At 69.1% G+C, this 13,236-nt stretch carries 13 protein-coding genes and 1 pseudogene; 4 read left to right on the top strand and 10 right to left on the bottom strand.

The features are described from left to right. Positions 1–51 precede the first annotated feature (51 nt). From DX912_RS08195 to DX912_RS08175, 5 genes are all read right to left on the bottom strand, one after another. A complete protein-coding gene (locus DX912_RS08195; protein WP_115841998.1) occupies positions 52–999 on the bottom strand; it encodes a DegV family protein in 948 nt (315 codons plus the stop codon). A gap of 100 nt (positions 1,000–1,099) precedes the next feature. Further along, positions 1,100–1,744 (bottom strand): 2-hydroxychromene-2-carboxylate isomerase, encoded by a 645-nt coding sequence (locus DX912_RS08190; RefSeq protein WP_115841997.1) that lies wholly within the window; start codon positions 1,742–1,744, stop codon positions 1,100–1,102. A 10-nt stretch (positions 1,745–1,754) separates the two neighbouring features. Next, positions 1,755–2,162 carry a DUF1761 domain-containing protein gene (locus DX912_RS08185; RefSeq protein ID WP_115841996.1) on the bottom strand — a complete coding sequence of 136 codons (408 nt, stop codon included), beginning with the start codon at positions 2,160–2,162 and terminating at the stop codon, positions 1,755–1,757. Between the two features lie 201 nt (positions 2,163–2,363). Further along, a complete protein-coding gene (locus DX912_RS08180; RefSeq protein ID WP_233433529.1) occupies positions 2,364–3,764 on the bottom strand; it encodes an amidohydrolase family protein in 1,401 nt (466 codons plus the stop codon). Next, positions 3,761–5,245, bottom strand: coding sequence for an amidohydrolase (locus DX912_RS08175; protein ID WP_115841995.1), 1,485 nt, complete (start codon positions 5,243–5,245; stop codon positions 3,761–3,763). The genes DX912_RS08180 and DX912_RS08175 overlap by 4 nt, the downstream gene beginning before the upstream one ends. A gap of 165 nt (positions 5,246–5,410) precedes the next feature. Here DX912_RS08175 and DX912_RS08170 point away from each other — a divergent pair, with 165 nt between their 5' ends. Continuing rightward, positions 5,411–6,187: an AMP nucleosidase gene (locus tag DX912_RS08170; RefSeq protein ID WP_115841994.1), complete on the top strand. Its 777-nt coding sequence runs from the start codon at positions 5,411–5,413 to the stop codon at positions 6,185–6,187. Between the two features lie 80 nt (positions 6,188–6,267). On the opposite strand, the gene DX912_RS08165 is transcribed toward DX912_RS08170, so the two are convergent. Further along, positions 6,268–6,564 carry a hypothetical protein gene (locus DX912_RS08165; protein ID WP_115841993.1) on the bottom strand — a complete coding sequence of 99 codons (297 nt, stop codon included), beginning with the start codon at positions 6,562–6,564 and terminating at the stop codon, positions 6,268–6,270. A gap of 266 nt (positions 6,565–6,830) precedes the next feature. Between DX912_RS08165 and DX912_RS08160 the strand changes: the two genes are divergently transcribed. Further along, the gene (locus DX912_RS08160; protein WP_181902762.1) at positions 6,831–7,397 is read left to right on the top strand and encodes a lysozyme inhibitor LprI family protein; all 567 of its coding nucleotides are present in this window, start codon (positions 6,831–6,833) and stop codon (positions 7,395–7,397) included. Between the two features lie 125 nt (positions 7,398–7,522). Next, a complete protein-coding gene (locus DX912_RS08155) occupies positions 7,523–8,068 on the top strand; it encodes a DUF924 family protein (protein ID WP_115841991.1) in 546 nt (181 codons plus the stop codon). A gap of 350 nt (positions 8,069–8,418) precedes the next feature. Here the strand turns inward: DX912_RS08155 and grxD are convergent, their stop codons facing one another. Further along, positions 8,419–9,345 (bottom strand): Grx4 family monothiol glutaredoxin, encoded by a 927-nt coding sequence (gene grxD, locus DX912_RS08150; protein WP_115841990.1) that lies wholly within the window; start codon positions 9,343–9,345, stop codon positions 8,419–8,421. 363 nt (positions 9,346–9,708) lie between these two features. Here grxD and DX912_RS08145 point away from each other — a divergent pair. Continuing rightward, positions 9,709–10,455, top strand: a pseudogene (locus DX912_RS08145) (polysaccharide deacetylase family protein); the annotation flags it as partial. Between the two features lie 61 nt (positions 10,456–10,516). Here the strand turns inward: DX912_RS08145 and DX912_RS08140 are convergent. The 3 genes from DX912_RS08140 to DX912_RS08130 are packed head-to-tail and all read right to left on the bottom strand — an operon-like array spanning position 10,517 to position 13,102. Further along, the gene (locus DX912_RS08140; RefSeq protein WP_115842087.1) at positions 10,517–11,194 is read right to left on the bottom strand and encodes a class I SAM-dependent methyltransferase; all 678 of its coding nucleotides are present in this window, start codon (positions 11,192–11,194) and stop codon (positions 10,517–10,519) included. A 28-nt stretch (positions 11,195–11,222) separates the two neighbouring features. Then, positions 11,223–11,852, bottom strand: a complete 630-nt coding sequence (locus tag DX912_RS08135; RefSeq protein WP_115841988.1) for an SGNH/GDSL hydrolase family protein — start codon at positions 11,850–11,852, stop codon at positions 11,223–11,225. Continuing rightward, positions 11,852–13,102, bottom strand: a complete 1,251-nt coding sequence (locus tag DX912_RS08130) for an aminotransferase class I/II-fold pyridoxal phosphate-dependent enzyme (protein WP_115841987.1) — start codon at positions 13,100–13,102, stop codon at positions 11,852–11,854. Before DX912_RS08130 ends, DX912_RS08135 begins: the two co-directional genes overlap by 1 nt. Positions 13,103–13,236: the final 134 nt, after the last annotated feature.

Here is a 13,236-nt window from a genome sequence, read left to right as displayed (position 1 = left end):
TCCCCGCGCCGTGATGGATGCGACGGGCGCCGAAGCCGCCCGCCGCGTGCGTCACGCAGTGAACTTCTGCCCTTCGGCCGCGAAGCCCACCACCACCGCGCCCTTGCCGACGTTGACCATGCCGGTCAGGCTCATGACGCTTTCGAACAGCTCGACGTTGTTCGACGCGCAGGCATCGCGCAGGCGTTCGTAGCCGGGCAGCGCGCGCAGGCCTTCGAGTTCGCCGCCGTAGCTCAGGCACATCGTCGGCGTCAGCAGTTCGCCGCGTTCCACGCGCTGGGAGACGTGCTCGAACAGTTTCTGCACCGCCGGCTCGAAGCCCTTGATCTTCGCCGCCGGGCCGGTTTCGCCGCGGTTGGCGTGCAGGATCGGCTTGATGTCCAGCGCGCTGCCGAGCGCCGCGCTCAGGAAACCGACGCTGCGATCGCCCTTGGCGCGCGCGCGATTGCGCAGGTAATAGAGATCCGGCGGCACCATGTAGCCCTGCGTATGCAGCGCGAGGTGCTCCAGCCGTGCGCGGATCTTCGGCGCGCCTTCGCCCGCGGCGCGCAGGCGGATGGCTTCCACCGCCGTCACGCCCTGCGCGGCGAACAGGTTCTGCGTGTCCACCACGCGCAGCGCGAACGGCGTCGCGTTGCCCGCCGCGGCGCGCACGGGCTTGTAGTCGTTGAGGATCGCGAAACTCGCCTGCTGTGCGTTGTCGAAGATCGGACTGCGCGTCTTCGTGATCGTCATGCAGAAGACGTAGTCGTAATCGATCACCAGCCGCTGCAGGAACAGGTCCTGGATCTGCTGGACCGTGTACGGCATGGTCTGCGCCTCGTGGCCGCGTTCGGCGACGTGGGCGTGCAGGAACTCGAGCGTGGCTTGCTCGTCGCGATGATCGGCGAGCACCGCCTCGCCGATGCGGACGGTGATGGGCAGCACGGAGACCTCGTGCTGCTCGAGGTATTGCAAAGGCAGGTCGCAGGCGGAATCGACGACGAGACCGATGCGCATGGTTCCCCTCCCGGAAAGAGCGCTGGCTTTCGAAGTGTGACGGCCAGCATACCTTGTCCGAGACGGATGTCCGTGCGGCGCCGCCGCATGACGCTGCGCGTCAGCGCCGGCGCTGCAGACCCACCGGCAGGCCGCTCACGCGGCGCATTTCCTCGTCCTGCAGCAGCGAGGCATCGTGCATCGCGGCGAGGGCGAAGTCGGTGGCGTCGTACCCCCAGAACAGCTCGTCGCCGATCGACAGCGTCGGCACGCCATAGACGCCCGCGGCGATGGCCGCATCGGTGTTCGCGCGCAAGGCGGCCTTGGTCTGGTCGGCGTCGAGCGCGTCGGCGGGGACGTCCAGCGCGGCCATCAGCGGCACCAGCGCCTCGACGCTGTCGCCCGGGCGGCCGTGGGTCCATATCCAGTCGAAGATCGAATCCACCGCTTCGGGCGTATCGCCGGCGGCGATGCTCAGCCGCAGCGACGCCAGCGGATTGAACGGATGCGCCGGCGGGAAGCGCAGCGTCACGCCTGCCTGCCGCGCCAGCCACAGGACGTGGCGGTAGGTGAATTCGCGCTTGCCGGGGATTTCCGCCGGACCCTTCTGCCCGCGGGCGTCGAGCACCGCTGCGAACACGATCGGCGCCAGCCGCACCGGCGTGCCGGCCGCCTCGCGCTCGCGCAGCAACGGTTTCAGCCGCTGCCACTGCAGGTACGAGAACGGGGAGATGAAGTCGAAGTACCAGGTCAGCGAGGCGTCCATGCAGGCGTCCTCAATGCCACGCGCCGAGGATCAGCCCGTACAGGCAGAACTGGGCGATGTGGTAGCCGGCATCGATCATCCACAGCTTCAGGCTGCGCTGGGCGAAGGCGTAGTTGATGCCGAAGCTCATCGCCACGAAGAACAGGCCGACCACGAAGCCCGCGCCGAAGCCGTCGGCGGCCGTCGCGGTGGGCGGCAGGAAGTTGGCGAACATCACCGCCGCCAGCAGGCTGCACACGAACGCGGTGGCGAAGATGCGCGCGGGATGACGCGGCGCGGTGTCCGGATCGATGCCGGCCTCGCGGCACCAGGCGCGCTTGAACAGCGGCCCGTACCAGAGACCGCCCAGGACGAAGGAAGACACGGCGGCGGCGATCGCCGCGACCCAGTTGAAGTCGACGTGCGGAAGCGGAGGCATGGCGGGCGTCCTGTGCGTGGCGCGCGGGTGTGGCGCGAGGCGGTCAGGATACGGCGTCGCCTTGCCGCCAAGCGAAGCCCCTCTCCCGCTTGCGGGAGAGGGGTTGGGGTGAGGGCGATCAAACGCAGCTGCCCTCACTCCCCCTCATCCGCCCCTTCGGGGCACCTTCTCCCGCAAGCGGGAGAAGGGACCGGCTTTACCTCACCGCCCCGACGCCGGATACGCCCGCGGCAGTCCGCCGTCGGCGGCCGGGGCGGCGGTCTTCAGGTAGCGGTCGCGCAGTTCGGTCTGGCGGCTGCGCATCGGGATCGCGCGGCCGTCCATCCACACCTGCAGGGCGACGGCGTTCACTTCCAGCGGATCGCCGCTCCACAGCACCAGGTCGGCTCGCTTGCCCGGCGCGATGGTGCCGAGCCGGTCGGCGACGCCGAAGGTTTCGGCGGGCACGCGCGTCAGGCCGGCGAGGCCGTCCTCCCACGCCAGGCCATTGGCCACCGCGTTGCCGGCGAGCTGGCGGATCTTGCGCGCGTTGTGCGACGCATCGCCGGCCTGCGTGAAGCCGACCTGCACGCCCGCCGCGCGCAGGCGCGCCGCGTTTTCCATCGTCGAGCCGAGCTTGTCGAAATCCGACGGGAGGTTGCCGAGTGGATTGACGAAGACCGGCACCTTCGCCGACGCGAGCATCGGCGCCACGCGCCACGCTTCGGCGCCGCCGGCGATCGCCACGCGCACGTTGTGGCGTTGCGACCAGCGCAGCAGCTGGCGAATGTCGGCGGCGCGATCCACCTCGACCACCACGCGACCGCCGCCGCCGATGTACTTCGCCAGGGCGGCGCGACCGGCCGGCGTCAGCAGCGCGGCGTTGGCGTCGGGCGAAATGCGTCCGCGCACTTCGTCGATCAGCTGGTCCAGGATCATCCACTGCGCCGCGCGCGAATTGCCCGACAGCCCGGCCGCGTCGCCGCCGATGCGCAGGAACAGCTCGCGCGGGCCGATCGGATCGGCGCTGCCGTCCAGGCGCACGATGCCGCCCTGGCCGGCGACGATCGAACCGCCCGTCGCGGTGCCGGCGCCGAGCAGCGTCCAGCCGATGCCTTCGATGCGTGTGACCGGCACCAGGATCGAGTCCGGGTTGTAGGCCAGCGTCACGTCGAACTCCGGCCGCACCGTCATCTGCTTGGTGTCGGCGCCCAGCGCGAGCGTGTTGTCGACGGTGTCCTTCTCGCCGGAGACTTCCTCCAGGCCGATCTCGGTGATGCCGCCGAACAGCGTCGGCGTCACCGAGCGGCCCTGTGCGTCGACCACCTGCGCGCCCGCCGGTGCGGACAGCCCGGTGCCGACGGCGCGGACCGTGCCGCCGGAGACGAGGACGTCGGCGTTCTTCAGCGTGCCCTGCGCGCCGGCCGTGTGCACGGTGGCGTTGCGGATCAGCAGCTCCTGCGCGCCAGCGCCCATCGAGGCCAGCAGCAGGCCGATGAAGAGGAAACTGCGCGTGGGCGAATACCACCGCGACCAGCCCGCGTCGCGTTCGCAGCACGCCAGTTCGAAGGTGTCGACCGGGTGGTTGTGCCGAGACCGACGGAACTCGATGAAGCGCCTCATTCCACACCTCCTGCGCTCGTGCCGGCGGCTGCGCCCTGTCCGAGCATGAAATCCGAGACCGGCTGGCGCGAGCGGTCGTTGCGATCGAACACGCGCGCACCATCGATGTACACCTGTTCGGCGTGCGCGTAGACGCTGAAGGGGCTGCCGTTCCACACCACGACGTCGCCCATCTTGCCGGGCTCCAGCGTGCCGGTTTCCGCGTCGATGCCCAGCGCCTTGGCGGCGTTCTGCGTCATCCAGCGGATCGCGCGCTCGGGCGGGATGTCCATGCCGGCGAGCTTCGCGTGCGCCATCACCTTGGCCGCTTCCTGGTTGAGGCGCTGGATGCCTTCCTCCGAATCCGAATGCACGATCGCGCAGCTGTTGGGCGGGCGATCGACCAGCGCGATGTTTTCCTGGATGCCGTCGAAGGCTTCCATCTTGAAGCCCCACCAGTCGGCCCACAGCGCGCCGCAGACGTTCTCGGCGGCGAGGCGGTCGGCCAGCTTGTAGGCCTCCACGCCGTGGTGGAACGCGGCGACCTTGAAGCCGAATTCCTTCGCCAGGTCGAGCATCACCGCCATCTCGTCGGCGCGGTAGCAGTGGATGTGCACGCGGATGTCGCCGTTGATCGCGCCGGCCAGCGTGTCGAGCTTCAGGTCGCGCTTGCCGCCGGTGTCCTTGTCGCTCTCGCCGGCGTCGTTGGCCGACTGCCACCAGCGGCGCTTCTTCTCCGGCTCGTCCTTCTTCTTGCCGCCGTTCTTGGTGAGGTATTCGCTGGCGTCGATGAACGCGGCGCGGTAGCCGGCGACGTTGCCCATGCGCGTGGCCGGGCCGCTCTTGCCGCCGTAGACGCGCTTGGGGTTCTCGCCGCAGGCCATCTTCAGGCCCCACGGCGCGCCCGGGAATTTCATGCCCTGGTAGGTCGTGGCCGCGACGTTCTTGAGCGTCACGCCGCGGCCGCCGATCAGGTTCGCGCTGCCGGGCAGCACCTGCAGCGACGTGATGCCGCCGGCCAGCGCGGTGGCGAAGCCCGGATCCTGCGGCCACACCGAATGCTCGGCCCACACGTTCGGGGTCACCGGCGCGGTCATCTCGTTGCCGTCGCTGTGCGCGCTCACGCCGGGGCTCGGGTAGACGCCCAGGTGCGAGTGCACGTCGATCAGGCCCGGCGTCACCCACTTGCCGGTGCCGTCCACGCGGGTCGCGCCGGCTGGCGCCTGCAGGCCGTTGCCGACCGCGACTACCTTGCCGTCCTGCAGCAGGACATCGGCGCCGTCCAGCCGCTGGCCGGTGCCGGTGAGCACGGTCGCGCCGGAGATCAGCACCGGCGCGGCGGCGATGCGCTGGTAGGTGCTGGGATAGGGGTCTTCGGTGAAGCGGGAGCGGGATTTGGCCGACGAGCCGGCCTGCGGGTTGCCTGGCGAATCCGGCGGCGCGGCGTGCGCGGCGCCGATCGCCAGCGCCGCGAGCAACGCGGCGGCGAGAGGTCGATGCATGGAGGTCCCCGGGTGAGTACGGCTCACAACGCCCCACCGTAGCCGCGCCGGCGCGGCGATGCCAACCCTGACGATGGTCATGGACGGCGTGACACAATGCCCGATTAGGCGCATCGGACTGGATGCGTACTGCAGCACACACAACTACAAGAGGAGCCATCCCCCATGAAAGACAAGGAACAGATCGTCGACAACTGGCTGCCGCGCTACACGGGCGTGCCGCTGGACCAGTTCGGCGAACACGTGCTGCTGACCAACTTCGGCGGTTACGTGAACATCTTCTCGCGCATGACCGGCGCGCCGGTGGTCGGCATGGACCGCCCGATGCCCAGCTGCACGCACGACGGCATCACCATGATCAACTTCGGCATGGGCAGCCCGAATGCCGCGACGATCATGGACCTGCTCAGCGCCATCTCGCCCAAGGCCGTGCTGTTCCTGGGCAAGTGCGGCGGCCTGAAGCGGAAGAACCAGCTGGGCGACCTCATCCTGCCGATCGCGGCGATCCGCGGCGAAGGCACCAGCGACGACTACCTGCCCCCGCAGGTGCCCGCGCTGCCGGCCTTCGCGCTGCAGCGCGCGGTGTCGACGATGATCCGCGACCTCGCGCTCGACTACTGGACCGGCACCGTCTACACGACCAACCGTCGCGTCTGGGAACACGACGAGGCCTTCAAGGAACGCCTTCGTGCGATGCGCTGCATGGCCATCGACATGGAAACGGCGACGATCTTCGCCGCCGGCTTCGCGAACCGCATTCCCTGCGGCGCGCTGCTGCTGGTGTCGGACCAGCCGATGATCCCGGAAGGCGTGAAGACCGAAGCGTCGGATGCGCGCGTATCGGCGGACTACGTCGACAACCACATCAACGTCGGCATCGAAGCGTTGAAGCTGATCCGTCGAAACGGAAAGTCGGTGCGCCACCTCCGCTTCGACGAGTGACGAACCCGTACGGGCACCGCAACGAACGAAGGCCGGCAATCGCCGGCCTTCGTGTTTTCGTGCACGTGCGAACAACCGCGTCAGTCGCAGACCATCTGCCACTCGTAGGTCTGCGTGTCTTCATCGAATACCTGCTGCGCCGTGCACGCCGGCGGCGGGGCCTGCGACGCATCCGAAGTGTCCAGCGCCGTGGCGAACGATTGCGTCGCCAGCGAATTGGCGCCGCACAGTTTCGCGATGGGCGGCGCGGGTGCGCCCGAAGGCTGGCAGTAGACACGCGCAGGCGTGCAGACCAGGAAGCAGTCGTACTGCGCGAAGGCGAAACCGGGAACGAACAGGCCCGCCAGCAGGATGGCGGCGAGGAGCATCTGTTTCATGGGATTTCCCTCAGGGAAACGGTAGCGGGGCGGTGTGCTTGCGGGAATCGGACCAGGGGGACGGTCCATCCGAGCGTAACCAAGGGCCCGTTCGCTCGGCACGAAGACCGTCCGTTCAGTCTTGTGGAGATCGTGTCAAGGCGCCGTGGAGGCCTCTAAGAGGGCCTCGCGCACGCCTCTCCAAGGCTCGCCACAGGTCGCAGTGCATGCGACCTCCCGCAGGCACACTGTCCTCCGTGGAAAGGAGCGTGCCGGGGAGGCCCAAAATGGAGAAGTTGCTGTATCTGGCGCTGGGCGCCGTTCTGACCTGGGGGTTCTATTTCCTCCAGCGCCGCGTCGAACGACGCAGCGCGGTGGAGGCGATCGAACGCAACCAGAAACTGCTCGACCTCAAGCAGGGGCTCGACGAATCCAACACCAATCTCGACGACCTGCGTCGCCTCGAACACCGGCTGATCGGCAAGGCCGAAACGGCGGCGCGCATCGCCGACAACTACTTCACCAAGGCCGAGGAAGTCGCGCGACAGAGCGACGATTCGGCCGTCACGCAGCGCGACATGAACCAGCAGGCACTCGAGGAATTCCACAGCGCCGATGCGCGGTTGACGACGGTGGTCGCGCACCTGCGTCGCCAGCTCGACGAGGAAACGCTCGCCGTCTTCGACGACGCGCACCGCAGCTGGCTGCAGTTCCGCGAGCGCTACGCGCGCTTCGTTTCGCAGTCCTACGCCGGCGGCGCGATCCGCCCGCTGATCCACGCCGTGACGCTGGAAAGCATCACGCAGCTGTGGACGGAGGAACTGGAGACGCAGCTGGGCGATGAGTCGTTGTGAATGCGGTCGCTGATCCAGGCTCCTCTCCCGCATGCGGGAGAGATGGGGTGAGGGCGCGACGCGCGAACACCCGATCACCAGAACGCATGCATTAGCCTTCGGCTTTAGCCCTCTATCCCGCGCCCATGCACACCACTCCGCAGGACCTCCTCACCTTCTGGCACCAGGCCGGCTACGAACGCTGGTTCGCGCGCGACGACGCGTTCGACGCGCGCTGTGGCGATTTCCTCGATGCGCACTTCACCGCGGCGCGACGCGAGCTCGAACACTGGATGGAGACCGCCGACGGCGCGCTTGCGCTGTGCCTGCTGCTCGACCAGATTCCGCGCAACGCCTTCCGCGGCAGCGGCCACGCGTTCGCGACCGACCCGCTCGCGCGCCATTACGCGGCACGCGCGATCGATCGCGGCGACGACCTCGCGGTCGACGCGGCGCTGCGTCCGTTCTTCTACATGCCGTTCGAACATTCCGAGTCGATGGAAGACCAGGAGCGCTCGATCGCGCTGGCCTCGACGCTGGGCGGCGATGCCGGCAGGGGCTATCTGGAATACGCGATCAAGCATCGCGACGTGATCGCGCGCTTCGGCCGCTTCCCGCATCGCAACGCGATCCTGGGTCGCGAAACGACCGCCGAGGAACAGGCCTATCTCGACGCCGGTGGCGGCTTCTGAGGCAAAGAAAAACGCCGTAGCCGGGGACGCGAGGTCCGGGGAGCGGCTACGGCGTTCGGGAAACGTGCGCGGCAAGCGCCGCAGGCCTGAGGCTAAGCGTTGCGGCCGGCACGTTGCGGTTCCACGCGGCGAAGCGTGGCGGGGATGCGGTGAGGCGAGCGGTGTCGTGCAGAAGAAGCGCCGTCATCCCCGCGTTCGCGGGAACGACGGTGATGGTGTTCACCGGCGCGGGAGTGCCCGCGGGTTACGGGCCTGGGTCCCGGCTTTCGCCGGGATGACGGCTTCGGACACGCTCCTGCAATCCCGAATCCCGAATCCCGAATCCCGAATCCCGAATCCCGAATCCCGAATCAGTACTTCGGGATCGCCGCGTCGAAGTCCGCCCACGCGTCGATGCCGCCGACGACGTTGTAGACCTCGCGGAAACCCAGGCCGCGGAAGTGTTCCGCCGCCTGCTGGCTGCGGCCGCCGTGATGGCACAGGAAGGCGAGCGGCGTGTCCTTCGGCAGCGCCTGCAGGGGCTCGATGCCGCCGTCGAGCGTGTCGAAGGCGACCGGCGCGGCGGCCAGCGAGCGCTCGTCGGCCGGTCGCACGTCCACCAGGCGCAGCGCACCGGCGCGAACGCGCGCGTCGGCCTCGTGCGGCGACAGCGTCCGCACCGGCGGTGCGGCGAGCGGATGCGTCACGGCCAGGCCGCGGCCGCGCTCGTCGTCGACCCAGTCGATGCTGATGCCGTCGGCGCGACGAACCTGCAGCGCGTCGGTCTGCAGGCGCACGCCTTCGATCTCGATCGCCACCGCGTTCGCGTCGATCGGCGCCAGCTGCAGGCGCACGTTATGGCGCGCGTCGATGTCGATCTGTACGGCATACCCGCCGCCGGCGTTGTCGATGGCGCTGCGCAGCATGTCGAGCGCTTCGGGCGTGATGGTGAACTCCGGCGGACGGCGGTCCGGCGGCGGCAGGCCGAGCGCGGTGTGCAGCTCGCCGCTGCCGGCCATCTGCTCGACGATGTCGCTGCCGCCGACGAGCTCGCCGTCGATGTACAGCTGCGGGATCGTCGGCCAGTTGCCGTACTGCTTGATGCCTTCGCGGATGTCGGCGTCGGCCAGCACGTTCACGTGCGCGTAGCCGTCCGGCAGCAGCGCGTTGAGCACTCCGACGGCCTTGGCCGAGAACCCGCACTGCGGCGCTTCGGGCGCGCCCTTCATGAACAGGACGACGCGGTTGGACTGCAGCAGGGTTTCGATGCGCGAACGCAGCGCGGGGTCGAGCGACATGGGCGGACTACCGGGTGGGAATGGGGTGCATGTGGGGGCGGGGAAGGGGTTTGGCAACCCGGCGTCGCCTTTGACCGTCATCGCGGCGAAAGCCGGGGCCCAGGCCTGCAGCCTCCCTGCGCTGAGGGCTCGGCGAACCACCATGCTCGTCATTCCAGCGAAAGCTGGAATCCATTCTGGTCTCCGAAGCCGATGTGGTTCGCGCTGGATCCAAGCAACACCCCCTGCGCGGTAACGCAATGATTGGTCGCCGCTCCCGCTTCGTTGCCCCTCACCCCAACCCCTCTCCCGCAGGGAGAGGGGCTCAGACGCCCAGCCCCTTGCCGTCGCGGCGATATTCCAGTCTTTGCGTACCATCCCCTCATGCCCACGCCCCTCCACCAGCCGCCCCGCCACCCGCACGCATGGGCCTGGATCTTCGGACTCTCGCAAGCCGCCGTCGTGGCGATCTGGTGGCTCTGGGGCTGGAAGGCCGGCCTGCCCGCGCTGCTGGTCACGCACGGCGCGCTCGTCTGGGCCACGCTGCGCCCGCAATCCCGCCTCCTCAGCCCGGTGTTGAGCCGGTTGCCGACGAACGAGCGCGTCGTCTGGCTGACCATCGACGACGGCCCGTCCGACGACACCCGCGCGGTGCTCGACCTGCTCGACCAGCACGATGCGAAGGCCACGCTCTTCCTCGTCGGCGAGCGCGCGCAGGCGCGGCCGGAGCTGGTCGCCGAGATCGTCCGCCGCGGCCACGGCATCGGGCAGCACAGCCACACGCATCCGCAGGCGTGGTTCTGGGCGCTGCCGCCGCGGGCGATGCGCCAACAGATCGACGAGGCGCAGGCGGCCCTCACCTTTCTCACGGGCGCGCGACCGCGCTGGTTCCGCGCGGTGGTGGGCATGTCGAATCCGTTCGTCGCCGCATCGCTGAAACGTCACGACCTCGCGCGTGTGGCGTGGTCGGCGCGGGGTTACGACGCCGTGCTGCGCGATCCGGCCGGTGTGGTGGCGCGCATCGAACGCGACCTTGCGCCCGGTGCGATCGTGCTGCTGCACGAAGGCGCGGCGCATGGGCGCAACGTGGAAACGCTGGCGACGCTGCTGGTGCGATTGAAGGCGCTCGGGTTCGGGACGGTCTTGCCGGAGGAACTGGAACCGGCTCCTGCAACCCGAGGCGGCGAACCGCTTAATCGCGCGATGCCACGATCCGGAAATTGTTGAACGGCGTGTTCCCGCGCAGCGACACGAATTCCGAACGCAGGCCGGCGGCATCGAAGCGCGCGCGAAGCATTTCCGCGTCCGGATAGTGGATCGGCGCGGCGTTCATCCAGCCGACGACCTTGGCGAACACGTCCACCGCGCGGGTGACCTGCGCGCGATGGCTGCCGTCCGCCAGCCCCGTGCGGATGACCAGCTTCGCGCCCGGTTCGAGCATGCCGATGCAGGTGTCGATGGCGCGCATCTGGGCGTCTTCGGGCACGAACTGCATCACGTCGAGCAGCGCCACGCTGCCGCGATGCGCGGGCAACTGCGCGCCGAGGTCCGCCGTGCCGAATTCCACGCCGTCGAGCCCGCAACGCGCCGCGGCGCGGCGGCCGCGTTCGACCTTGCTCGCATCGTTGTCGACCCCGCGATACGGCATCGTCTGCCCGTCGGCACGCAGCGCATGCGCGAGCAGGCCGAGCCCGCAACCGATGTCGAGCAGCGGCGCGCGCGTGCCGCGAAGCACGTCGCACACGCCGGGATACAGCGGATCGGTGCCGAGCTTGGTGCGCGCGTAGTAGTAGTCGTACCGGATGTACCAGCGCGGCAGGAACGCACGCGCGATGTCGTCCGCGCGCTGTGGCGGAAGCGGGCGGACCATCAGGCCGTCTGCGTTCACGTGGGTTCCTTCAGCGTTGCAGTAGCGAACGCGCGGCCGGCAGCGCCAGCGCGGTCCACAGCGTGTACATCGCGGCAGACGGATGCAGCCCGTCGTCGGCGAGCATCTCCGGCTCGGCGCCGCGTTCGCGCGAGATCGGCGTGATGTCGACGTACGCGACCTCATGCGCCTCGCACACCACCTGCGCGGCGGCGTTGTAGGCGTCGAGCTCGGTGGCGACCTGTTCCGGCGTCGCCTGGGTCGTCTTCACGAACGGCGTCACGCCCCAGTCTGGAATCGACAGCACGAGAACGCGGTCTGCGCGACCGCGCGCGTAGCGGATCGCGCGCTGCAGCAGCGTTTCGAACTCGCCGCGGAAGTCGATCGCGCTGCGCCCGCGGTACTGGTTGTTCACGCCGATCAGCAGCGTGACGAAATCCCATTCGCCCAGCGGTTCGGCGCCGTCGATACCCCACGCGAGCTCGTCGGTGGTCCAGCCGGTGGTCGCGATGATGCGCGGATCGGCCAGCGCGATGCCCTCTTCGCGCAGCGCCTTGGCCAGCTGCACCGGCCAGCGGCCGCTTTCGGGCACGCCTTCGCCGATGGTGTAACTGTCGCCCAGGGCGAGGAAGGACAGCGCGGTGGCGGGCGCGTTCGCCATCAGGCCACCGCGACCTGCGCGTCGGCATCGGCCTGCGCGTAGCGGTCGAGCAGGCGTTCAACGCGGCGGAACACTTCGCGCAGGTCGTCCGGCTGCGGCAGCAATGTCACGCGGAAATGGTTGCGGTACGGCACGTTGAAACTCGAACCCGGCACGACGAGGACGTCTTCGGTTTCCAGCAGTTCCAGCGCGAAACGGTGATCGTCGAAGCCCTGCGCCGCCGCGCCGGTCACCGCCGGGAACGCATACAGCGCGCCGGCCGGCGCGACGAGTTCGAGGTGGCGGCTCTGCTCGATGCTCTCGATGACCGCGCGGCGCGCCTCGAACAGGCGACCACCTGGCGCGCACAGCGGCGCGATGGTGTCTTCGCCGTGCAGCGCCGCTTCGATGGCGAACTGTCCCGGCACGTTGGCGCACAGGCGCAGCGCACCGAGCAGGTCCATCGCGTGGTGCAGGTTGCCGCTGGCGACCGGGTCGCCCGACAGCACCGCCCAGCCCACGCGCCAGCCGCAGGCGCGATGCACCTTGCTCAGGCCGCCGAAGGACAGGCACGGCAGGTCGCCGGCGATCGGCGCGATCGGCTCGAACTTCGCATCGCCGTAAAGGATCGAGTCGTAGATCTCGTCGCACATCAGCAGCAGCTTGTGGCGCTGCGCGATCGCGACGATCTGCTCCAGCAGCTCGCGCGGATACGCGGCACCGGTCGGATTGTTCGGGTTGATCAGCACGATGGCGCGCGTGCGGCTGGACACCAGCGACGCGATTTCGTCCGGATCGGGCAGGAAGCCGTTTTCCGGCAGGCAGCGGTAATAGACCGGGCGCCCGTCGTTGAGGATGGTCGCGGCCGACCACAGCGGATAGTCGGGCGAGGGCAGCAGGACTTCGTCGCCCGGATTGAGCAGTGCGCGCAGCGACAGGTCGATCAGCTCGCTCACGCCGTTGCCGACGAACACGCGCTCCGGGCTCGCGTTCGGCGTGCCGCGCTGCTTGTGGAACGCGGCGATGGCCTCGCGCGCCTGCGGCAGGCCCTGCTGGTGCGTGTAGGGGTCGGTATCGCTGATGCGGTCGGCGATCGCGCGCTGCAGGTGCTCCGGCGCGCGGAAACCGAACGCGCCCGGGTTGCCGATGTTGAGCTTGATCAGCTTGCGCCCCTGGCCCTCCAGCTCGCGGGCTCGCCGTGCCAGTTCACCGCGGATCTCGTAACGGACTTCGGACAGGCGTTCGCGGGTCTTCACGGGGGGCAGGGACATTGCAGCGGCAGGAAAGGGATTCGGAGGGCCAGACTAGCCCAAACCGGGCGCGAGAACAGCGAAACGCGCCATTTCGGAGGCGATCTCCTTCGAAACTTCCAACGCGATTCGCACAAGCGTGCGTCCGCGCGCCC

This window comes from Lysobacter soli, assembly GCF_003382285.1.
GTDB classification, from domain to species: Bacteria; Pseudomonadota; Gammaproteobacteria; order Xanthomonadales; family Xanthomonadaceae; genus Lysobacter_J; species Lysobacter_J soli.
The sequence above is the reverse complement of the archived record's forward strand: the minus strand, read 5'-3'. Positions and strand labels throughout refer to the sequence as shown.

Coding starts and splice junctions, on each gene's coding strand:
- DX912_RS08195 (WP_115841998.1), bottom strand. CDS start 999: ATGCGCATCGGTCTCGTCGTCGATTCCGCCTGCGACCTGCCTTTGCAA.
- DX912_RS08190 (WP_115841997.1), bottom strand. CDS start 1,744: ATGGACGCCTCGCTGACCTGGTACTTCGACTTCATCTCCCCGTTCTCG.
- DX912_RS08185 (WP_115841996.1), bottom strand. CDS start 2,162: ATGCCTCCGCTTCCGCACGTCGACTTCAACTGGGTCGCGGCGATCGCC.
- DX912_RS08180 (WP_233433529.1), bottom strand. CDS start 3,764: ATGAGGCGCTTCATCGAGTTCCGTCGGTCTCGGCACAACCACCCGGTC.
- DX912_RS08175 (WP_115841995.1), bottom strand. CDS start 5,245: ATGCATCGACCTCTCGCCGCCGCGTTGCTCGCGGCGCTGGCGATCGGC.
- DX912_RS08170 (WP_115841994.1), top strand. CDS start 5,411: ATGAAAGACAAGGAACAGATCGTCGACAACTGGCTGCCGCGCTACACG.
- DX912_RS08165 (WP_115841993.1), bottom strand. CDS start 6,564: ATGAAACAGATGCTCCTCGCCGCCATCCTGCTGGCGGGCCTGTTCGTT.
- DX912_RS08160 (WP_181902762.1), top strand. CDS start 6,831: ATGGAGAAGTTGCTGTATCTGGCGCTGGGCGCCGTTCTGACCTGGGGG.
- DX912_RS08155 (WP_115841991.1), top strand. CDS start 7,523: ATGCACACCACTCCGCAGGACCTCCTCACCTTCTGGCACCAGGCCGGC.
- grxD (WP_115841990.1), bottom strand. CDS start 9,345: ATGTCGCTCGACCCCGCGCTGCGTTCGCGCATCGAAACCCTGCTGCAG.
- DX912_RS08140 (WP_115842087.1), bottom strand. CDS start 11,194: ATGGTCCGCCCGCTTCCGCCACAGCGCGCGGACGACATCGCGCGTGCG.
- DX912_RS08135 (WP_115841988.1), bottom strand. CDS start 11,852: ATGGCGAACGCGCCCGCCACCGCGCTGTCCTTCCTCGCCCTGGGCGAC.
- DX912_RS08130 (WP_115841987.1), bottom strand. CDS start 13,102: ATGTCCCTGCCCCCCGTGAAGACCCGCGAACGCCTGTCCGAAGTCCGT.